Annotated in this window: 18 protein-coding genes, 1 pseudogene and 1 riboswitch; of the genes and pseudogenes, 5 read left to right on the top strand and 14 right to left on the bottom strand. The window is 73.3% G+C overall.

From position 1 onward, the window contains the following. The first annotated feature begins 29 nt into the window (after positions 1 to 29). Together ACFWWU_RS33040 and ACFWWU_RS33045 are read left to right on the top strand one after the other, a co-directional pair. A complete protein-coding gene (locus tag ACFWWU_RS33040; protein ID WP_384151381.1) occupies positions 30 to 1,358 on the top strand; it encodes a phytase in 1,329 nt (442 codons plus the stop codon). Positions 1,359 to 1,454: 96 nt separating this feature from the next. After that, a complete protein-coding gene (locus ACFWWU_RS33045) occupies positions 1,455 to 3,320 on the top strand; it encodes a rhamnogalacturonan lyase (protein ID WP_384151384.1) in 1,866 nt (621 codons plus the stop codon). A 40-nt stretch (positions 3,321 to 3,360) separates the two neighbouring features. Here the strand turns inward: ACFWWU_RS33045 and ACFWWU_RS33050 are convergent, their stop codons facing one another. Then, on the bottom strand, positions 3,361 to 4,113 hold the full coding sequence (locus ACFWWU_RS33050; RefSeq protein WP_384151387.1) for a GntR family transcriptional regulator: 753 nt from the start codon (positions 4,111 to 4,113) through the stop codon (positions 3,361 to 3,363). 183 nt (positions 4,114 to 4,296) lie between these two features. On the opposite strand from ACFWWU_RS33050, the gene ACFWWU_RS33055 reads away from it, so the two are divergent. Next, entirely contained in the window at positions 4,297 to 5,637 is a 1,341-nt protein-coding gene (locus ACFWWU_RS33055) for a DUF2252 domain-containing protein (protein ID WP_384151390.1), read from the top strand. Positions 5,638 to 5,662: 25 nt separating this feature from the next. Here the strand turns inward: ACFWWU_RS33055 and ACFWWU_RS33060 are convergent, their stop codons facing one another. After that, complete coding sequence (locus ACFWWU_RS33060) at positions 5,663 to 7,048, bottom strand: NAD(P)/FAD-dependent oxidoreductase (protein WP_384151393.1); 1,386 nt, start codon at positions 7,046 to 7,048, stop codon at positions 5,663 to 5,665. Positions 7,049 to 7,077: 29 nt separating this feature from the next. Then, positions 7,078 to 7,449: an ArsR/SmtB family transcription factor gene (locus ACFWWU_RS33065; protein ID WP_384151396.1), complete on the bottom strand. Its 372-nt coding sequence runs from the start codon at positions 7,447 to 7,449 to the stop codon at positions 7,078 to 7,080. Between the two features lie 121 nt (positions 7,450 to 7,570). Here ACFWWU_RS33065 and ACFWWU_RS33070 point away from each other — a divergent pair, with 121 nt between their 5' ends. Beyond that, the gene (locus ACFWWU_RS33070) at positions 7,571 to 9,469 is read left to right on the top strand and encodes a heavy metal translocating P-type ATPase (protein WP_384151399.1); all 1,899 of its coding nucleotides are present in this window, start codon (positions 7,571 to 7,573) and stop codon (positions 9,467 to 9,469) included. Between the two features lie 570 nt (positions 9,470 to 10,039). Here the strand turns inward: ACFWWU_RS33070 and ACFWWU_RS33075 are convergent. The 6 genes from ACFWWU_RS33075 to ACFWWU_RS33100 form a co-directional block, all read right to left on the bottom strand. After that, positions 10,040 to 10,582, bottom strand: coding sequence for a PadR family transcriptional regulator (locus ACFWWU_RS33075; RefSeq protein WP_384151402.1), 543 nt, complete (start codon positions 10,580 to 10,582; stop codon positions 10,040 to 10,042). A gap of 186 nt (positions 10,583 to 10,768) precedes the next feature. Continuing rightward, positions 10,769 to 12,802: an FAD-dependent oxidoreductase gene (locus ACFWWU_RS33080; RefSeq protein ID WP_384151405.1), complete on the bottom strand. Its 2,034-nt coding sequence runs from the start codon at positions 12,800 to 12,802 to the stop codon at positions 10,769 to 10,771. A 96-nt stretch (positions 12,803 to 12,898) separates the two neighbouring features. Next, positions 12,899 to 13,774: an ATP-binding cassette domain-containing protein gene (locus ACFWWU_RS33085; RefSeq protein WP_384151444.1), complete on the bottom strand. Its 876-nt coding sequence runs from the start codon at positions 13,772 to 13,774 to the stop codon at positions 12,899 to 12,901. 5 nt (positions 13,775 to 13,779) lie between these two features. After that, entirely contained in the window at positions 13,780 to 14,529 is a 750-nt protein-coding gene (gene cbiQ, locus ACFWWU_RS33090; protein ID WP_384151408.1) for a cobalt ECF transporter T component CbiQ, read from the bottom strand. Positions 14,530 to 14,535: 6 nt separating this feature from the next. Next, positions 14,536 to 14,946 (bottom strand): energy-coupling factor ABC transporter substrate-binding protein, encoded by a 411-nt coding sequence (locus ACFWWU_RS33095; RefSeq protein WP_384151411.1) that lies wholly within the window; start codon positions 14,944 to 14,946, stop codon positions 14,536 to 14,538. Beyond that, the gene (locus ACFWWU_RS33100) at positions 14,943 to 15,641 is read right to left on the bottom strand and encodes an energy-coupling factor ABC transporter permease (protein ID WP_384151414.1); all 699 of its coding nucleotides are present in this window, start codon (positions 15,639 to 15,641) and stop codon (positions 14,943 to 14,945) included. Before ACFWWU_RS33100 ends, ACFWWU_RS33095 begins: the two co-directional genes overlap by 4 nt. A 28-nt stretch (positions 15,642 to 15,669) precedes the next feature. Beyond that, positions 15,670 to 15,905: riboswitch (cobalamin riboswitch) on the bottom strand. Between the two features lie 107 nt (positions 15,906 to 16,012). Between ACFWWU_RS33100 and ACFWWU_RS33105 the strand changes: the two are divergent. Beyond that, a pseudogene (locus ACFWWU_RS33105) lies at positions 16,013 to 16,312 on the top strand (Rid family hydrolase); the annotation flags it as partial. Between the two features lie 48 nt (positions 16,313 to 16,360). Here the strand turns inward: ACFWWU_RS33105 and ACFWWU_RS33110 are convergent. The 5 genes from ACFWWU_RS33110 to dhaK are packed head-to-tail and all read right to left on the bottom strand — an operon-like array spanning position 16,361 to position 19,158. Next, positions 16,361 to 16,753 (bottom strand): VOC family protein, encoded by a 393-nt coding sequence (locus ACFWWU_RS33110; protein ID WP_384151417.1) that lies wholly within the window; start codon positions 16,751 to 16,753, stop codon positions 16,361 to 16,363. Beyond that, complete coding sequence (locus ACFWWU_RS33115; RefSeq protein WP_384151419.1) at positions 16,750 to 17,052, bottom strand: ArsR/SmtB family transcription factor; 303 nt, start codon at positions 17,050 to 17,052, stop codon at positions 16,750 to 16,752. The genes ACFWWU_RS33110 and ACFWWU_RS33115 overlap by 4 nt, the downstream gene beginning before the upstream one ends. Before the next feature lie 59 nt (positions 17,053 to 17,111). Then, entirely contained in the window at positions 17,112 to 17,522 is a 411-nt protein-coding gene (locus ACFWWU_RS33120) for a PTS-dependent dihydroxyacetone kinase phosphotransferase subunit DhaM (protein ID WP_384151421.1), read from the bottom strand. After that, on the bottom strand, positions 17,519 to 18,139 hold the full coding sequence (dhaL, locus tag ACFWWU_RS33125) for a dihydroxyacetone kinase subunit DhaL (RefSeq protein ID WP_384151424.1): 621 nt from the start codon (positions 18,137 to 18,139) through the stop codon (positions 17,519 to 17,521). The genes ACFWWU_RS33120 and dhaL overlap by 4 nt, the downstream gene beginning before the upstream one ends. Positions 18,140 to 18,165: 26 nt before the next feature. Then, the gene (gene dhaK, locus ACFWWU_RS33130) at positions 18,166 to 19,158 is read right to left on the bottom strand and encodes a dihydroxyacetone kinase subunit DhaK (RefSeq protein ID WP_384151427.1); all 993 of its coding nucleotides are present in this window, start codon (positions 19,156 to 19,158) and stop codon (positions 18,166 to 18,168) included. Positions 19,159 to 19,712 lie beyond the last annotated feature (554 nt).

The raw sequence follows: 19,712 nt of genomic DNA on the forward strand, positions 1-19,712 counted from the left end.
CCCGTCCGTCAACGCTACCGAGGAGTACCGTGAGCGCCTCCGCTCTGACCGCTCTCGCCGCCGCCGCCCTCGCGGTGGTCACCGCGGCCTCCGCGACCACCCAGCCCGTCCCCGTCACCGTCACCGCCCGCGTCGAGACGCCCGCCGTGTACGACGACGAGGCGGGCGGCAACGCGAACGCCGACGACCCCGCCGTCTGGGTCGACCCGGCACGCCCCGGCCGCAGCATCGTGATCGGCACCCTGAAGGAGGCCGGGCTCGACGTCTACGGCCTCGACGGACGCCGGCTCCAGCACATCGCCGCACCGCAGGCACCCGGCGAGGACGCCGCACCCGGCCGCTTCAACAATGTCGACATCGTGTACGGCTTCGACCTGGCCGGCCGGAAGACCGACCTGGCCCTGGTCAGCGACCGCGGCCGGGACCGCGTCCGGGCCTACGCCATCGACCCCGCCGCCGTCGCCGCGGGCCGCCCGCCCCTGCGTGACGTGACCGCGGCCGACGTGGCGCCGGTCTTCGCCGCCGACGAGTCCGAGGTGGACGAGCAGCACACCACCTACGGTCTCGCCGCGTACAGCGACGACGACGAGGCCTACGTCGTGGTCTCCCGTCGCGAGGAGACCAGCCTGCGCCTGCTCGAACTGGTGGACCGGGGCGGCCGGGTCGGCTACCGCACCGAGGACACCCTCGACCTGCCCGCCTCCTTCACCCTCCCCGACGGCACCTCCTGGCGGCCCTGCGCCGACCCCGGCGAGCGCCCGCAGGTCGAGGGCATGGCCGTCGACCAGGAGGAGCACGTCCTCTACGCGGCCCAGGAGGCCGTCGGTCTGTGGCGGATCGAGCTCGACGACGCCGAGTTCGAGAAGCCCGAACTCCTCGACCGGGTCCGTGAGTACGGCACCCCGTGGACGTACGACAGCGCCGAGGAGGAGTGCGTCGTCGACACCGCCCACGACCCCGGCTTCGGCGGCGAGCACCTGAGCGCCGACGCCGAGGGCGTCACCGTCTACCACGCCGGTGACGGCGCGGGCTACGTCCTCGCCTCCAGCCAGGGCGACAACACCTTCGCCGCCTACGACCGGCAGGGCGACAACGCCTACCTCGGCTCCTTCGCGATAGGCGACGGCGCCGCCACCGACGGGGTGCAGCACTCCGACGGCAGCACCGTGGTCAACGTCCCGCTCGGCCGGGACTTCCCCCGGGGCCTCCTCATCACCCACGACGGCGAGGCCGCACCCGCCGACGGCGAACGCGAGAGCACGAACTTCAAGTTCACGCGCTGGGAGACGGTGGCCCACGCCTTCCCCCGGCCCCTGATCGTCGACACCGAGTCCTTCGACCCGCGCGACACCGACTGACGCCGACGGGCGGTCCGATCGCCGGGGACGGGCAACCGATCGCGGGGCGGCGACGACTGGGAGGTACGCAACGGCTCTCTTCCCGCAGGAGGACTCGTGCAGTACCCGCAAGTACCCGTCGCCGCCCGCCGCCTGGCCGCCGCGCTCGTGGCCGGCGTCGTGACCTGTGCCGCGCTCACCGCGACCACCGGGACCGCGTCCGCCGCCACCGCGCGGCAGGCCGAGCGGCTCGACCGCGGCGTGGTGAGCGTCCACACCGGGACGGGCAACCTCGTCAGCTGGCGCTGGCTGGGCACCGACCCGGACTCCGTCGCCTTCAACGTCTACCGGGCCGGTACGAAGGTGAACGCCACGCCCGTCACCGCCTCCACCAACTTCTTCCACGCGGGCGCGCCGAGCACGGCCGACTACACGGTCCGCGCGGTCGTCGGCGGCGTCGAACAGGCGGACTCCGTGCACGCCGTGCAGTTCCGCTCCGGCTACAAGGACGTGCCGATCACCCCGCCGGCCGGCGGCACGACCCCCGACGGGGTGGCGTACACGTACGAGGCCAACGACGCCTCCGTCGGCGACCTCGACGGCGACGGCGACCTGGACTTCGTCCTCAAGTGGCAGCCCACGAACGCCAAGGACAACTCGCAGTCCGGATACACCGGCAACACGATCGTGGACGGCGTCACGCTCGACGGCACCCGGCTGTGGCGGATCGACCTCGGCCGCAACATCCGGTCCGGCGCGCACTACACGCAGTTCCAGGTGTACGACTACGACGGCGACGGCAGGGCCGAGGTGGCCATGAAGACCGCCGACGGGACCGTCGACGGACGCGGCACGGTGATCGGCAGCGCCTCCGCCGACCACCGCAACAGCAGCGGGTACGTCCTGGCGGGAGCCGAGTACCTGACGATGTTCGACGGGCGCACGGGCGCCGCCCTGGGCACCACCGCCTACGTGCCCGCGCGCGGCACCGTCTCCTCCTGGGGTGACGGCTACGGCAACCGGGTCGACCGGTTCCTCGCGGCCACCGCGTACCTCGACGGCGCCCGGCCCTCGCTGATCATGGCGCGCGGCTACTACACGCGGAGCGTGATCGCCGCCTGGGACTGGCGCGACGGCGCCTTCACCCGCCGGTGGACCTTCGACTCGTCGAGCTCCACGAACGCCGGGAAGGGCTACGACGGCCAGGGCTCGCACAGCCTCTCCGTGGGCGACGTGGACGCCGACGGGAAGGACGAGATCGTCTACGGCGCGATGGCCGTGGACGACAACGGCAACGGCCTGTGGACGACGAGGACGGGCCACGGCGACGCCCAGCACCTCGGCGACCTCGACCCGGGCACGGCGGGGTTGGAGTACTTCAAGGTCTCGGAGTCGTCCTCGCAGCCCGCCCAGCTGTACATCGACCCGGCGAACGGCACCGTCCGCTGGAAGCTGGCAGCCTGCTGTGACAACGGGCGCGGGGTCGCCGGCGACATCTGGGCCGGGAACGACGGCGCGGAGGTGTGGTCCTCGTCCGACACCTCGATACGGGACGAGGCCGGGGCCACCAAGGGCCGCGAGCCCTCGTCCGCCAACTTCCTGAACTGGTGGGACGGCGACACCACCCGGGAACTCCTCGACGGGACCCGGATCGACAAGTACGGGACCGCAGGCGAGACCCGGCTCCTCACCGGTGCCTCGGTGGCGTCGAACAACACCACCAAGGCGACGCCGGCGCTCTCCGGGGACATCCTCGGCGACTGGCGCGAGGAGGTCGTGTGGCGCACGAGCGACAACACCGCGCTGCGGATCTACTCGACGCCGTACGAGACGGGGACCCGGATCACGACCCTGCTGCACGACACCATGTACCGCACGGGGCTGGCCTGGCAGAACACCGCCTACAACCAGCCCCCGCACCCGAGCTTCCACATCGGCGCCGGGATGCGCACGCCGCCGAGGCCGCTGATCACGACGCCGTAGGCCCGGCAGGAGGGCCCGTGGTCAGGAGGTCCCGGCCTTCTCAGGCGCTGAACTCGTACGTCCAGGCCGCGGACCGGGCCGAGAAGTCGATGTCCGTGATCTCCAGCGCGTGTCCGTGCTGGTCGCTCACCACCCGGTGGACGATCAGCCGGGCCGCGCCGTCGCCCGTCGGAGTGGTGGCCGGGCCGGGCGGGACGCCGACCGACTCCCGGTGGGTGATCCGCAGTCCCGCCTGGTGCATCCAGTGGTAGAGGAGCCGCAGGTCGGGCTGGTGATGGCTCTCCTTGATCCGCCGGTAGCGGGCGAGTTGGGGGATCTCGGAGAGCGCCGGCCGGGAGAACCACGACACGGCCCGTTGGAGCGCCGCTCCTTGGGGCCCTAACACCAGATGGCGGTGGACGAGCGTCGGTTCGCCGGGGGCGAGCAGCAGGCGGGACGTGAGCGGGGTCGGCGGTGGCTCCCAGGCGAGCGAGGCCCGCACCAGGGCCTCGCTCACGCGCGGGCCGCCGGGGAAGGTCGGCCGGCGGGCGGCCAGCGCCGGCGCGGCGGGATCGGCGCCCGCCGCCGCGGCGAACGTGCCGCGCCGGTCGGTGACCACGAGGCGCTCGTCCCGCAGGAGCTGGAGAGCGCTGCGGACCGTCTGCCGGTTGACGTGGTAGCGCTGGGACAGGGACCGTTCCGAAGGGAGCCGGCTCCCGGGGGAGATGCGCCGGTGAGCGAGATCCTCGCGCAGGGCGGCGGCGACCCGGAGATAGAGCGGGACCTCCGCCGCGTCGACATCGGGCTCGGCCATGATCAAACCCTCTCTAAGCACAGCGTGACCGCATGGGCCGTATCGGTGATCAATTCCTATCATTGGTCTAAACCATTCCGCTAGAGCGGCCGGGCAGAGTGGCCGAAACGAGCGTCGCCCCGTGTAATGGGTTCCAGGCGGCGGGCATCGGGCCGCGGCGGCGGAAGAGGCGGGTGAGGCCGGATGACGACACCGTCGGAGCGCGCGGCGAGGGGCCGGGCCGCCCGCAAGCGCGTCCCCCGCTCCTCCCACGGCCGCTGGATTCCCTCTGCTCAGCGCCCCGACCCGCTGGCCGTCCTGGACCGCGAGTCCCAGGACCGGCTGCCCGAGTTCGTTCCCCTCCGCTACGGCCGCATGGCGGTCTCGCCCTTCGCGTTCCTCCGCGGCGCCGCCGGCGTGATGGCGGCCGACCTCGCCGCCCCGAGCGACACCGGACTCACCGTCCAGCTCTGCGGCGACGCCCATCTCCTCAACTTCGGGGTGTACGCCTCGCCGGAACGGACGCTCCTCTTCGATGTGAACGACTTCGACGAGACCCTCCCCGGCCCCTTCGAGTGGGACGTCAAGCGGCTCGCCGCGAGCGTCACCGTCGCCGCCCTTCAGAACGGCAGCACGCAATCCAAGGCCCACCGGGCCGCGCTCGTGGCCACGGAGGCGTACCGCACGGCCATGAGCCGCCTCGCCGAGCTCGGTGAACTCGAGGTCTGGTACGAGCGGATAGCCGCCGACGACCTGCTTCCCCTCGTCCGCGGCGGCGACCGCGCCCGCCTGGCCGACCGGATCGCCCGGGCCCGCCGCCGCACCAGCCTCCAGGCCCTCGCCAAGCTCACCGCGACCGACGAGTCCGGTGCCCGGCGCATCGTCGAGGACCCGCCGCTCCTGGAGCGGGCCACGGACATCGACCGCGTCGGCCTCGGCAAGATCTTCAACGACTACCGCAGCTCGCTCTCCGAGGAGAGGCGCCTGCTGCTCGACCGCTACCGCTTCGTCGACGCGGCCCGGAAGGTCGTCGGGGTCGGAAGCGTCGGCACCCGCTGCTTCGTTCTCCTCCTCGAAGGCCGCGACGACGGCGACCCGCTCTTCCTCCAGATCAAGGAGGCCGGCCGCTCCGTCCTGGAGCCCTACCTGCCGCCGACGGCCTATGAGCACCAGGGCCGCCGCGTCGTCTCCGGACAGCGCCTCACGCAGGCCGCCAGCGACATCTTCCTCGGCTGGATGACCGGACCCGGGCAACGCCACTTCTACTGGCGCCAGTTGCGCGACATGAAGGGCTCGGCCGAAGTGGAGACCATGTCCCCGGCCACCCTCCGGAACTACGCGCGGCTCTGCGGCAGAGCCCTGGCCCGCGCCCACGCCCGCTCCGGCGACCGGATCGCCATCGCCGGCTACCTCGGCACCTCGGACGTCTTCGACCGCTCCGTCGCCGACTTCTCCCTCGCTTACGCCGGTCAGAACGCCGACGACTACGCGGCGCTCGGCGCGGCCATCGCGGCCGGCATGGTGACGGCGGACCCGGGCGCCTGAACCCCGCGCCCGGGACCGCCACCCCCTACGCGTCGCGGCGCAGCGGCGGACCGGCCGGTGTCGCGGACACCGGCCCGAACAGTACGGACTTCGCCACGGCCGGGGCGAACAGCGAGGTCAGCGGGGCGGTCAGGGTGAGGGCCGCCCGGAAGGGCGCGTCGATGCCCGGGTCGCCCGCGGCCCGCTCCTGCACCCGGCGCAGGTACCAGCCGAGCACGTTGTCCATCGGGGCGGGGCGCGCCGCGTCCCCCGTAGCGCCCGGCATCTTCTTGTCGGCGCCCGCCGAGATGTCCCAGGCCTGCCGCGAGGCGTCGAGAAGCGCGCGCTGCACCCGCCGCGTGGTCGCGGTGCGCTTCGGGTCGGCGAGGGTCCGGCGCAGGGCGACGGCGGAGAGCGCGGCGACCGCCATGCCCTGCCCGTAGATCGGGTTGAAGGTGCAGAGGGCGTCGCCGGTGGCGAGGAAGCCGGCGGGGCGGCGCCCCGGACGGTCGTAACGGCGCCGGATGTTGGCGGTCTTCCGGAATCCGTACACCGGCGACACCGGCTCGGCCTGCGCCAGCCACTCGCTGACCACCGGGTGCGGAAGCCGCTTCGCGTACTCCTCGAACGCGCCTTCCTCCGTGGGCGGTTCGTCGCCGCGCAGCCCCGACAGGGTCACCAGGTGATGTCCGTCCCCGAGGGGAAGGACCACACCGCCGTACACCTGGGAGGGGTTGGGCACGATGAAGTAGCCGACGGCGTCGGTGTCCATGGCCGGCGAGCGGTAGACCCGGGTGCCGTAGGCAAGTCCTGTGTCGAGGGTCTCCTCGTGCGGGGCCTCGGCGCCGATCGCCGCCAGCCAGTCCGCCGCCTTCGTGGACCGCCCGGAGGCGTCCATGACCAGATCGGCCTCCAGGACGCGGGTCTCCTTTTCGGCGCCCGCGCCGCGCTCGCGCAGCCGTACGCCGCGGACGCGCGACGAGTCGCCGGTCAGGCCCACCGTCTCGTGACCCTCGATCAGTTCGATGCGTGGGTCGGCCAGTACCCGCTGCCGCACCAGCCACTCCAGTTGTGGGCGGGGGCCGGTGGAGTACTGCGTGAGCGCCGGTGTCCGGCGGTACCACAGGCCGTTCTGCCACTGGACCATGTCCTCGGGCGCGCCCACCCTGGGCGCGCCGAGCTCCTTCAGCTCCGCCATGAATCCCGGGAGCAACTCGTCGAACGCCTGCTGCCCGCCCGCGATGAGCACATGGAGGTGCCGGCCCTGCGGAACGCCCGGCCGGGCCTCCGGCCCCTCCGGGAAGCGGTCGCGCTCGACGACCGTCACCTTCTCCGCGTGCTCCGCGAGGACCCGTGCGGCCAGAAGGCCGGCGAGACTTCCCCCGATGACCACGGCGTGACGTGTCGCGCGGTGCCCCAAGTCGTCGGCCATGCCCGCCCTTTCGTTGCGTGGATTGACAACTACCCAGTATCCACGGCGGTGCGGGCCGCGTCGCGTGCCCCGAGACGCAAGTGCTCGATGTGGTAGACGGCTTCGTCGAGGAGCTGGGCGACGTGGTTGTCGTAGAGGCTGTACTCGATCCGGCGGCCCTGGCGGACCCCGCTGACGAGGCCGAGGGCGCGCAGCAGACGGAGCTGGTGGGAGACGGCGGACTGCTCCATGTCGACGGCGGCGGCGAGCTCGGTCACGCCGCAGGGGCCCTGGCGGAGCTTGGTGAGGATCATCAGCCGCGACGGGGTGGCGAGGGCCTGGAGGGTGGCGGCGATGGTCGCCGCGGACTCGGCGTCCAGGTGGGTTGCGGGGGTCGTCTCGCCGTTCACTCCGTGTCCCATGCGCTCATCGTAGCCGCGGCTTGTATGTCAATACGTGAAGACCTCTTCATGTGTTCGGGTATGGTGATGCCCCGCCCCTGCCCTCGCCCTCCCGACCACCCTCGAAAGAGGTGCTCATCCCATGGTCCTCCCGGAGCTGGACACCGCTCAGGCCACGGCCCCCGCCCCCGTCCGGGCGGTCCGCCCCACCCGCACCCGCGCCACCGCCCTCCCCGAGGTGCGCTGGGCCGCGCTCGCCGCCCTCGCCTTCCTCGCGGCCTTCCCCCTCGACCTGGCCGGCGCCCCCGGCTGGGCCTGGGGGCCGCTCTACGCCGTCTGCTACGCCGCCGGAGGCTGGGAGCCGGCCCTCGCGGGCCTCCGGGCGCTGCGCGAGCGGTCCCTCGACGTCGACCTGCTGATGGTGGTCGCCGCGCTCGGTGCCGCCGCCATCGGCCAGTACCTCGACGGCGGACTCCTCATCGTGATCTTCGCGGTCTCCGGCGCCCTGGAGGCCCTCGCCACCCGTCGTACGGCCGACTCCGTACGCGGGCTCCTCGACCTCGCGCCCGCCACCGCCGTACGCCTCACGGGGGCGGGCGAGGAGACCGTCGAGGCCACCGCGCTCCTGCCCGGCGACACCGTCCTCGTACGGCCGGGGGAACGCCTCCCCGCCGACGGCACCGTCCTGAGCGGCACGAGCGACATCGACCGCGCGAGCGTCACCGGCGAACCGCTCCCGGCCCCCGCGGCACCCGGCGACGAGGTCTTCGCGGGCACCCTGAACGGCTCCGGGGCGCTGCGCGTCCGCGTCGACAAGGACCCCGGGGACTTCGTGGTCGCCCGGATCGTCGCCCTCGTCGAGGAGGCCAGCGCGACCAAGGCCCCCACCCAGCTCTTCGTCGAGAAGATCGAACAGCGCTACTCCGTCGGCGTCGTCGTCGCCACCCTCGCGCTCTTCGGCCTGCCCGTCGCCTTCGGCGCGGACCTCACCGAGGCGCTCCTGCGCGCGATGACCTTCATGATCGTCGCCTCGCCCTGCGCGGTCGTCCTCGCCACCATGCCCCCACTGCTCTCGGCCATCGCCACCGCCGGGCGCCACGGCGTCCTCGTGAAGTCCGCCGTCGTCATGGAACGGCTCGGCGCGGTCGACCGAGTGGCACTCGACAAGACGGGCACCCTCACCGAGGGCGCGCCCCGGGTGACCGCCGTCCGCGGCGACGGGACCGCGCTCGCCCTCGCCGCCGCGGCCGAGGTCCCCAGCGAGCACCCGCTGGCCCGCGCCGTGGTCGCCGAGGCCCGCGCCCGGGGTCTGCGCGTACCCGAGGCGACCGACTTCGCCGCCGAGCCGGGCCAGGGTGTACGGGCCGTGGTCGACGGCCATGACGTACGGGTCCGCCGGGCGTCCGGCACCCACGGCGACACCGCGGTCGAGGTCGTCGTCGACGGCGCCCCGGCCGCCGTACTGGAACTCTCCGACCGGCTCCGCGAGGGAGCGGCGGAGGCGGTCGCCGCCCTCGGCAGGCTCACCGGCACCGCCCCCACCCTGCTGACCGGCGACAACGCGGGCGCCGCCGCCCGGATCGCCGCCGAGGCGGGCATCGGCGACGTCCGCGCCGGACTCCTCCCGCACGAGAAGGCGGAGGCGGTACGGGAATGGGAGCGGGCGGGCGCGAAGGTGCTGCTCGTCGGCGACGGCGTCAACGACGCTCCGGCCCTGGCCGCCGCCCACACGGGCGTCGCCATGGGCAGGGCCGGTTCCGACCTGGCCCTGGAGACCGCCGACGTGGTCGTCGTCCGCGACGAACTCGGCGCGATCCCGGCCGTCGTGGCGCTCTCGCGCCGCGCCCGCCGCCTGGTCGTCCAGAACCTGGTGATCGCGGGCGTCTGCATCGGCGCCCTGGTCGTCTGGGACCTCGTCGGCCACCTGCCGCTGCCGCTGGGCGTCGCCGGTCACGAGGGTTCGACGGTCCTCGTGGGCCTCAACGGCCTGCGGCTGCTACGCGAGGCGGCCTGGCGTCGAGCGGAGAACGCCGCGTCCTGAACCGCCACCCACGCCCCGGCTCCGCCCGGGCGGCCGAACGGCCGGGCTCCCGGGTGGTCGGACCGCCGGTCGGTCGGACCGCCGGACCGCCGGGCTCCCGGGCGGCTGGTCGGTCGGTCGGACCGCCGGGCTCCCGGACCGCCGGAATGCCGCGCTCCCGGCGCCTGCCGGAATGCCGGACCGTTGGGCTCCCGGGCTGCCGGGTGGCCGGACCGCCGGACCGCCGGGCGGCCGATCGGTCGGTCGGACCGCCGGGCGGCCGAACCGCCGGGCTCTCGGGCTCCCGGACCGCCGGAATGCCGGACTGCTGGGCTCCCGGGCGGCCGGGTGGCCGGACCGCCGGGCTCCCGGGCTCCCGGACCGCCGGGCTCCCGGCCTTCCGGAATGCCGGACTGTTGGGCTCCCAGGCTCCCAGGCGGCCGGGTGGCCGAACCGCCGGTCGGTCGGTCGGACTGCTGGGCTCCCGGCCTGCCGGAATGCCGGACCGCCGGGCTCCCGGCCTGTCGGACCGCCGGGCGGCTGAAGCGGCCGGGCTCCCGGACTGCCGGGCTCCCGCACGGCGTCGCGCCGCTACGCCCCCTCCGGTTCCAGCTCCGCGAGTGCGCCCGTCAGCCACTCCACCCAGAACCGCTCCAGGTCCACCCCGCCCCGCAGGACGAGATGGCGCAGCCGGTCCGGCTCGGTGCGGCGCCGCTCCGCCGGGAAGTCCCGCTCCTCGATCGCGAGGTACTCATCCAACTGCTCCCGGTGCAGGGCGAGATGGCGCTCCAGCTCGGACCGGAGCCCCTCGGTCCCGACGATCGCGGCGGCCCGCATCCGCAGCAGCAGGGCGGCCCGCATCGGCTTCGGGTCCTCGGACCTGGCGACCCAGTCGCTCAGCTCCGCCCGGCCCGCGGGCAGCACCTCGTACTCCTTCTTCTGCCCGCGCGCGGGCACCGGAGCGGGCAGGGCACGGATGTGCCCCGCCTGCTCCAGCCTGCCGAGCTCGCGGTAGATCTGCTGGTGCGTGGCCGACCAGAAGTAGCCGATCGACTTGTCGAAGCGGCGCGTCAGTTCGAGGCCGGAGGACGGCTTTTCGAGCAACGCGGTGAGGATCGCGTGCGGGAGGGACATGCTCGCATCCTAGATTCGGCCGGCCACACGGATCACCGGACGTGGATCACCCTGCGGCGATCACCGGGCGGCGATCACGGCGCGGCGATCACCGGGCGGCGATCACCGGGCGGCGATCAAGGCGCGGCGATCACCGGGCGGGGGTCACGGCGCGGCGATCACCGGGCGGGGGTCACGGCGCGGGGATCACAGCGCGGCGGCGAGCCGCGTGCCCTGGTCGATCGCCCGCTTGGCGTCCAGCTCGGCGGCGACGTCCGCGCCACCGATGAGGTGCGTCGAACGCCCCGCCGCCACCAGCTCCTCGTACAGGTCCCGCCGCGGCTCCTGGCCGGCGCACAGCACGATCGTGTCGACCGGCAGGAGCTGGGCCTCTCCGTCGATCGTGACGTGCAGGCCCTCGTCGTCGATCCGGTCGTACGACACGCCCGCCACCATGGCGACGCCCCGGTGCTTGAGCTCGGTGCGGTGGATCCAGCCGGTCGTCTTGCCGAGGCCCGCGCCGACCTTGGTGCTCTTGCGCTGGAGCAGGTGCACCTGGCGCGGCGGCGCGGTGCGCTCGGGGGCGCGCAGTCCGCCCCGGTTCTCGTAGGAGGTGTCCACGCCCCACTGGCGGAAGTACGTCTCGGGGTCCTGGCTCGCGCCCTCGCCGCCGTCCGTGAGGAACTCGGCGACGTCGAAGCCGATGCCGCCGGCGCCGATGATCGCCACCCGCTCGCCGACCGGCGCGCCGTCCCGCAGCACGTCCAGGTAGCTGACGACGCTCGGGTGGTCCACGCCCACGATCCCGGGGGTGCGCGGGGAGACGCCGGTGGCGACGACGACCTCGTCGTAGCCGTCGAGGTCGCCCGCCGCCACCGGGGTGTTCAGGCGGACCTCGACGCCGCGCTCGGCGAGCTGCACGCGGAAGTAGCGGAGGGTCTCGTCGAACTCCTCCTTGCCCGGCACGCGCTTGGCGATGTTGAGCTGGCCGCCGATCTCGGCGGCGGCGTCGAAGAGGGTGACGGCGTGGCCGCGCTCGGCCGCGGACACCGCGCAGGCGAGTCCGGCGGGGCCGGCGCCGACGACCGCGACGCGCTTGGCGAGGCGCGTGGGGGCGAGGACGAGCTCGGTCTCGTGGCAGGCGCGCGGATTGACCAGGCAGGAGGTGATCTTCAGGTTGAAGGTGTGGTCGAGGCAGGCCTGGTTGCACCCGATGCAGGTATTGATCCTGTCGGCGCGGCCTTCCGAGGCCTTCGCGACGAAGTCGGGGTCGGCGAGGAAGGGGCGGGCCAGCGAGACCAGGTCGGCCCGGCCGTCGGCGAGGATCTCCTCGGCGACCTCGGGGGTGTTGATGCGGTTGCTGGTGACGAGCGGGACGGAGACCGAGCCCATCAGCTTCTTCGTCACCCAGGTGTACGCGCCGCGCGGCACGGAGGTGGCGATGGTGGGGATGCGCGCCTCGTGCCAGCCGATGCCGGTGTTGATGATGGTGGCGCCGGCCGCCTCGATCTCCTTGGCGAGCCGGACGACCTCCTCCAGGGTGGAGCCGCCGGGTACGAGGTCCAGCATGGAGAGGCGGTAGACGAGGATGAAGTCCGTGCCGACCCGCTCGCGGATGCGGCGGACGATCTCCAGCGGGAAGCGGACGCGGTTCTCGTACGAACCGCCCCACCGGTCGGTGCGCTGGTTCGTGGCCGCGGCGATGAACTCATTGATGAGGTAGCCCTCGGAGCCCATGACCTCGACGCCGTCGTACCCCGCCTCCTTGGCGAGCTCGGCGCAGCGGGCGTAGTCCTCGACGGTCTGCTCGACCTCGGCGTCGGTCAGCTCGTTCGGTACGAAGGGGCTGATCGGGGCCTGGATCGCGCTGGGCGCGACGAGGCCGGGGTGGTACGCGTACCGGCCGAAGTGCAGGATCTGCATCGCGATCCGGCCGCCCTCGCCGTGCACGGCGTCGGTGATCAGCCGGTGCTCGGCGACCTCCTCGGCGGTGGTGAGCTTCGCCCCGCCGTCCCAGGGGCGGCCGGCCTCGTTGGGCGCGATGCCGCCGGTGACGATGAGGCCGACGCCGCCGCGGGCGCGCTCGGCGTAGAAGGCGGCCATGCGCTCGAAGCCGTGCTCCGTCTCCTCCAGGCCGACGTGCATCGAACCCATGATCACCCGGTTGGGCAGGGTCGTGAACCCGAGGTCGAGCGGGCTCAGCAGATGCGGGTACGGGGTGGGGGTGGGGGTCGCGGTCATGGGGGCGCCTCCTCGCGCAGGATCAGTCGACCTCAGTTCTAGGGGACCCCTCCTCGTTATGCAACTAGTTGCAGAAGATTCGGGACGTGATGTCTACTACTCAGTAGCAAGTGGCCCGGCCCGCAGCCAGGCGTCCAGCTCCTCCGGCGTACGGGGCTCGGGCGCGTCCGGGGCGAGCAGCCCGTGGGCGCGCAGCAGCCGGGCGACGGACGTGCCCCAGGGCCGCCGCAGCCGCGCCGCGTCGAGCAGGGCGTCGTCCCCGAGGAGCTCGGCGACCGGACCGGTCCGCAGTCCGGCGGGGGAGAGCACCGCCGCCTCGTCCGCCCAGCGCAGCGCGAGATCCACGTCGTGCGTCGCCATCACCACCGTCGTCCCGGCCGCGCGGAGCCGCGCCAGGGCGTCGAGAAGCCGCTCCTGACCGTGCGGATCGAGCCCGGCCGTCGGCTCGTCCATGATCAGCACCCGGGGCCGCATCGCCACCGCGCCCGCGATCGCCGCCCGCTTGCGCTGCCCGTACGACAGCAGATGCGTCGGCCGGTCCTCCAGGGCCACGATGTCCAGCGCCTCCAGGGCCTCCCGCACCCGGAGCCGTACCTCCTCCTCCGGGAGCCCCAGGTTCATCGGCCCGAAGGACACGTCCTGCCCGACCGAGGCCGCGAACAGCTGGTCGTCCGGATCCTGCACCACCAGCTGCACGGTCGTCCGCAGCCGGGTCAGCCCCTTCCGGTCGTACGTCACCTCCGCCCCGTCCAGGAGCAGCGACCCGCTCCCGCGCCGCAACCCCCCGCTGAGCAGCCGCAGCAGCGTCGTCTTGCCGCTGCCGTTCCGCCCGAGCAGCGCGATGGCCCGCCCCTCCGGCACCGCGAAGTCCACGTCCGACAGGACCGCCGGCCCGTCCTCGTAGGCGAAACCCGCCTTCACCAGCTCCACGACGGGCGTCGCGGAGGTCGTCGGAGACGTCACGGCGGTCACGGCGGTCACGGCAGGAACCTTTCGAGTACGAGGGTGAGGGCGACGAGCCCGCCGAGGAGCCCGACGGCCGCCGCCAGGAACCGGCGGGAGACCGCGGCGGCGGGGACCAGGACCCGAAGGGTCCCGTCGTAGCCGCGCCCGGCGAGCCCCGACTGCAGGCGCTGCGCCCGGTCGAAGGCGCGGACGAACGACGTGGCGCCGAGCCCGGCGAGCGACCGCCAGGTCGCCGCCCGGGTGGTGTGCCCGAGCCGGGCGGCCTGCGCCTGGCGGATCTTGGACAGGGAGTCGAGGAGCAGGAAGATGATCCGGTACATCACGAGCGCCACGTCCACCACGGGCGCGGGCACCCCCGCGCGGACGAGCCGGGGGAGCACGTCGGAGACGGGCGTCGTGAACGCGAAGAGCAGCACCCCCAGCGAGGCGGCGGCGGTCCGCAGCAGCAGCTCGCCCGCGTGGACGGGCCCGCCGGGCGCGAGGGCCACGAACCCCCGTGCCCCGCCCACCTCGAAGAGCAGCGGCACCGCGCCCGTGACGCAGAACCCGAGCGGCACGCGGAACGCCCGCCACAGCTGACGGCCCGCCACTCCGGCCGGGCCGAGCAGGACCGCGAGCGTGGCCGCCGCGACGAGCACCGCACCCGGCCACGGCGGCAGACACACCGCGCACAGCGTGAGACCGAAGCCGAGCAGGGCCTTCTCGACGGGATGGCGGCGGCGCCAGCGACTGCTGTGCGCCGCCGCGTCGATAGGCAGCATGGGCGGTTACGCGTCCCTGTCCCCGGCTTCGACGCGCGAGTCCGCGATCGCGGCACCCTCCGCGCGCTTCGCGCTCTCCGCACCCTCGCCGGCCTGCGCCAGCGCGCGGGCCTCGCCCTGCCGACGTCCGCGCCGCACCCCGAAGTAGTAGGCGAGGACACCAGCGCCCAGCGCCGCCTGGAGGGCGAACAGCGCCGATTCGATCTCCCCGGACGGCGGCTCGTACAGAGGGCTGAACCACGGTTCGTAATCGGGCTGGAGCTCCGTGATCGCGGTCTCCGCCTCCGCGTCCGCCCCGGCGAACGGCTCTTCCTTGTGGTCGCCGAGCCCCAGTGCCAGCGGCAGCACCGCGAGCGCGGCGACGACGAGCAGCAGCAGGGCGTTGATCTTCGTGTTCCGGCTGACGGTGAAGCTCATCGCGCGGCCGCCTCCTCGTGTCGCTTCGTGGCGGACCGGGTCAGAACGCCCAGCCGGGTCAGCTCGCCCTTGCTGGACTGCATGAGCAGCCGCATCACGAGCACGGTGAGCAGGCCCTCGCTCACCGCCAGCGGGATCTGTGTCACGGCGAAGATGGAACCGAACTTGGCCAGGGAGCCCATGATGCCGCTGCCCTGGTCCGGGAAGGCCAGCGCGAGCTGCACGCTCGTGACGCAGTACGTGGACAGATCGGCGACGAACGCGCCGAAGAAGACGGCGACCATCAGCGGCGCACCGAACCGGCGCACCAGCAGATAGGTCCCGTACCCCGCCCAGGGTCCGACGATCGCCATCGAGAAGGCGTTCGCGCCGAGCGTGGTGAGTCCGCCGTGGGCGAGCAGCAGGGCCTGGAAGAGCAGGGTGATCGTCCCGAGGACCGCCATGATCGGCGGCCGGAAGAGGATCGCGCCCAGACCCGTACCCGTCGGATGCGAGCAACTGCCCGTCACGGAGGGAAGTTTGAGTGCGGACAGGACGAACGTGAAGGCGCCGGCGGCGCCGAGCAGCAGGGTGGACTCGGGGTTGGAGCGCACCTCGCGGGTGAGCGCGCGAACCCCGTGGACGACAAACGGAGCGGCGGCAACGCCCCAGGCGGCGGCGTGTACGGGGGGCAGATACCCCTCGGCTATATGCATGGTTGGGAGACCCTCTCCAGCACCTCGTGGATGGACAACGCACCCTGGCCGGTCTCCTGGCTGACGGTCATACGTCCCGACTCCGCCTTCCCACACCGCGGTGGTCTCCCACAACGGTCCAGTGGCTTGCCCGCGGGGGTCTCCCACGGGTGTGGAGCCGGAACTCCCGATCACAGTGGCGAGGGCCGCACCGGTACTGCACCGGTTTCCCGAACACCAAGGCCCTGCGACACTAGTCCGTTGACCAGGTGCATTACAACGCGGAGGAGTACGGAGCGATGAGGGATGTTCCACAGAGGGTCAGTTCCGGGTCGCCACTCGAACCGGAGATCGGCTTTTCCCGCGCCGTTTGAAAGGGTGCGCACGTAGCGGTCGCCGGGACCGCTCCCATCGGCGACGACGGGGCGGCCGTCGCGCCGGGTGACGTGTACGCCCAGACCGTCAGGTGTCTCGACATCGCCGAGGAGGCGCTGAAGGCGGCGGGTGCGTCGCTGGAGGACGTCGTGCGCACCCGCGTCATGCTGACCGACGTGACCTCGTGGAAGGAGGCCGCGCGCGCCCACGGGGAGCGGTTCGCGGAGGTCCGGCCGGTGACGACCTTCGTCGAGGTCACGCGGTTCATCGATCCCGCATGGCTCGTCGAGGTGGAGCTCGACGCCGTCGTCGGCTGACGCCGGGGAGAGCGGGCCGACCGGCGGTAGGCCCGCCTCCCGCCGGGCCTACTGGGGCTCCGTCGCGAGCTGGATCAGGTTGCCGCAGGTGTCGTCGAAGACGGCGGTGGTGACGGGGCCCATCTCCAGGGGTTCCTGGGTGAAGCGGACGCCGAGGCCGCTCAGGCGCTCGTACTCGGCCCGCACGTCGTCGACGGCGAACTGGGCCAGCGGGATGCCGTCCTGGACCAGCGCGTCGCGGTAGGGCTTGACCGCCGGGTGACCGGCGGGCTCCAGGAGGAGTTCGGTACCGGCGGGCTCGTGGGGCGAGACGACGGTCAGCCAGCGGTCCGTCTCGCCCAGCGGGACGTCGTGCTTCTTCACGAAGCCGAGGATCTCGGTGTAGAAACGCTCGGCCTTGGCCTGGTCGTCGACGAAGACGCTGGTCAGATGGATCTTCATGAGGTGCTCTTCTCCGGTCCGGGGGTGTCGGGCACGGGCCACCGCTCGGTGATGTGCCGCAGGGGAGCGGTGTTCAGGTCGTGGAACTTGTAGCGGCCCTCCCGCCTGGTCTCGACGAGCCCGGCGGCCTCCAGCACGGCGAGGTGCTGGGAGACCCCCTGGCGCGAGATGCCGAGCGCGTGCTTCATGCTCAGTCGCGAACAGATCTCGAACAGTGTCTGTCCGGACTTCTCCGTGAGCTCGTCGAGGATCGTGCGGCGGGTGGGGTCGGCCAGGGCTTTGAAGAGGTCGTCGGCCACCACCCCAGAATAGGCAACTCTCCACTTGCCTATCAAGTCGACACCCTCACCCCACTCCTTCACTCCTTGCGATAGGCGTACGCCTCCGAGGCCGCTGCGGCCACCGCGTCGAGATCCCCGCCCGCGCTCGCCGTCACCAACGCCGCGACCGCGCCCTCGACGAACGGCGCGTCGACCAGCCGGGCGCCCTCCGGGAGCTCGTCGCCCTCGGCGAGCAGCGCCTTCACCGTCAGGACGGCACTGCCCAGGTCGACCAGGAGCGCCACCCCGGCGCCGCCGTCGACGGCCTCTGCCGCCGCACGGATCAGCTCGGCGCTCGTCCCGAGACCGCCGTCGGGGAGGCCGCCCGCCGGCAGGATCGGCGCCGTACCGCCACCGCCCGAGAGTCCCTGGGCCAGTGCCGCCACCGAGGCCGCGACATCCGCGCTGTGCGAGACCAGCACGATGCCGACCGGCGCCGCCGCGCTCACGCGGCACCGTCCGCGCGGGCCGTCCCCGCGAGCTCCGCGAACAGCAGCGCCGACGACGTCGCCCCCGGGTCCTGGTGCCCGATCGACCGCTCGCCGAGGTAGCTGGCCCTGCCCTTGCGCGCCTGGAGCGGTACGGTCGCGAGGGCGCCCTCCTCGGCCGCGGCGCGCGCCGCGCCGAAGGAACTCCGCAGCCCCTCCACGGCCGGGACGAGCGCGTCCAGCATCGTCTTGTCGCCCACCTGGGCGCCGCCCAGCTGGGCCACCGCGGCCACCCCGGCGCCGAACGCCTCCGCCAGCCGCTCCCGGCCGACCCGCTCGTCCTCGCCCAGTGCCTTGCCCGCACGGCGCAGCAGCGTCCCGTACAGCGGTCCCGAAGCCCCGCCCACCGTGGAGATCAGCTGCCGCCCCGCGGCGACGAGCACCGCGCCGGGTGTCGCGGGCGGTTCCTTCGCCAGCAGCTCCGCCACGGCCGCGAACCCGCGCTTCAGATTGGCGCCGTGGTCGGCGTCACCGATCGCCGAGTCCAGCTCGGTGAGCCGATCGGCCTCGCGGTCGACGGCCCCGGCGGTCGCTTCCAACCACCGCACAAGGAAGTCAGCACCGAACGTCTCGCTCATGCCCTCTCCCTCTCCCATCCGTCCGGTCACCGGCCCCAGCGCAGCGCGGGCGTCTGCACCGGCGCGTCCCAGAGGCGCAGCAGCTCCTCGTCCACCTCGCACAGGGTCACCGAGCAGCCGGCCATGTCGAGCGACGTCACGTAGTTCCCGACGAGCGTCCGGGCCACCGGGATCCGGCGCTCGGCCAGCACCCGCTGCACCTCGGCGTTGAAGCCGTACAGTTCGAGCAGCGGGGTCCCGCCCATGCCGTTGACCAGCGCGAGCACCGGACCGGACGGGCGCAGGTCCTCGACCACCGTGTCGACGGCGTAGTCCGCGATCTCCCGCGAGGTCATCATGGCGCGCCGCTCGCGGCCCGGCTCGCCGTGGATGCCGATGCCCAACTCCAGCTCGCCTTCGGGGAGGTCGAAGGTGGGGCTGCCCTTGGCGGGGGTGGTGCACGCACTCAGCGCGACCCCGAAGGACCGGGAGCGCGCGTCCACCCGGCGGGCGATCGCCTCCACCCGTTCCAGCGGGGCGCCTTCCTCGGCGGCGGCGCCCGCGATCTTCTCCACGAACAGGGTGCCCCCGGTCCCGCGCCGCCCCGCCGTGTACAGGCTGTCGGTCACCGCCACGTCGTCGTCGACCAGGACCTTCGCGACCTGGATGCCCTCGTCCTCGGCGAGCTCCGCCGCCATCGCGAAGTTGAGCACGTCGCCGGTGTAGTTCTTGACGACGAACAGCACCCCGGCTCCGCTGTCGACGGCGGCCGCGGCCCGCACCATCTGATCGGGCACGGGCGACGTGAAGACCTCCCCGGGGCACGCCGCCGACAGCATCCCGGGCCCCACGAACCCGCCGTGCAACGGCTCGTGCCCGGACCCGCCCCCGGACACCAGCGCGACCTTCCCGGCCACGGGCGCGTCCCGCCGCACGACGATCCGCCGCTCCACGTCCACGGTCAGCTCGGGGTGGGCGGCGGCCATCCCGCGCAACGCGTCGGCCACGACGGTCTCCGGGACGTTGATCAGCATCCTCATTGGTATCTCCTGATGAGACGAACAGGCAAGCTGCTGGGCAGGGTCTTCGCAGGTCAGAGCATGTGAGGCGAAATAGTGATCTTGGTGGTTCGCGGCGGCGAGGGGCGGTTCTGTGCGGTACTGATGCCGACTGAGTACCGGCTCAATGCCGACTGCCCTGATGGTTCATCACGTCTGGCTCGTGTGTGAGCTTCGCGAGTGTGCATCATGCTGCAATTATCGACGCGAGATCGTGTGTGCGCACGGGTGCGGTCCCGTGAACTCGGGCTCCTTCTCCGAGGCGGCCGAGGTGTGGATGAAGCCGATCACAGGTATGCGGTGGTCACGTACTCATCGCCGCCGAGTGTCAGGGAGGCCGAAGTGCCGCCGGTGGCGGTGGCGCGGCGCCGGGCGGGGGGGGGCGGGGGGGGGGCGCCCCCGCCCCCCCCCCCGGGGGGGGGGGGGGGCGCGCGGGGGGGGGGGGGGGGGGGGGGGGGGGGGGGGGGGGGGGGGGGGGGGGTCGGGGGGGGGGGGGTCGCCGGGGCCGGGGCGGGGGCCGGGGTAGTGGCCTGGGT

Origin of the sequence: Streptomyces sp. NPDC058650 (assembly GCF_042717315.1) — a bacterium.
Classification (GTDB): Bacteria; Actinomycetota; Actinomycetes; order Streptomycetales; family Streptomycetaceae; genus Streptomyces.

Bases quoted from the DNA above. Each gene is read 5' to 3' on its own strand.
- cbiQ (WP_384151408.1), bottom strand. From the start codon at position 14,529: ATGCTGCCTATCGACGCGGCGGCGCACAGCAGTCGCTGGCGCCGCCGC.
- ACFWWU_RS33100 (WP_384151414.1), bottom strand. From the start codon at position 15,641: ATGCATATAGCCGAGGGGTATCTGCCCCCCGTACACGCCGCCGCCTGG.
- dhaL (WP_384151424.1), bottom strand. From the start codon at position 18,139: ATGAGCGAGACGTTCGGTGCTGACTTCCTTGTGCGGTGGTTGGAAGCG.
- ACFWWU_RS33110 (WP_384151417.1), bottom strand. From the start codon at position 16,753: ATGAAGATCCATCTGACCAGCGTCTTCGTCGACGACCAGGCCAAGGCC.
- ACFWWU_RS33055 (WP_384151390.1), top strand. From the start codon at position 4,297: ATGACGACACCGTCGGAGCGCGCGGCGAGGGGCCGGGCCGCCCGCAAG.
- ACFWWU_RS33050 (WP_384151387.1), bottom strand. From the start codon at position 4,113: ATGGCCGAGCCCGATGTCGACGCGGCGGAGGTCCCGCTCTATCTCCGG.
- ACFWWU_RS33065 (WP_384151396.1), bottom strand. From the start codon at position 7,449: ATGGGACACGGAGTGAACGGCGAGACGACCCCCGCAACCCACCTGGAC.
- ACFWWU_RS33070 (WP_384151399.1), top strand. From the start codon at position 7,571: ATGGTCCTCCCGGAGCTGGACACCGCTCAGGCCACGGCCCCCGCCCCC.
- dhaK (WP_384151427.1), bottom strand. From the start codon at position 19,158: ATGAGGATGCTGATCAACGTCCCGGAGACCGTCGTGGCCGACGCGTTG.
- ACFWWU_RS33075 (WP_384151402.1), bottom strand. From the start codon at position 10,582: ATGTCCCTCCCGCACGCGATCCTCACCGCGTTGCTCGAAAAGCCGTCC.
- ACFWWU_RS33095 (WP_384151411.1), bottom strand. From the start codon at position 14,946: ATGAGCTTCACCGTCAGCCGGAACACGAAGATCAACGCCCTGCTGCTG.
- ACFWWU_RS33080 (WP_384151405.1), bottom strand. From the start codon at position 12,802: ATGACCGCGACCCCCACCCCCACCCCGTACCCGCATCTGCTGAGCCCG.
- ACFWWU_RS33060 (WP_384151393.1), bottom strand. From the start codon at position 7,048: ATGGCCGACGACTTGGGGCACCGCGCGACACGTCACGCCGTGGTCATC.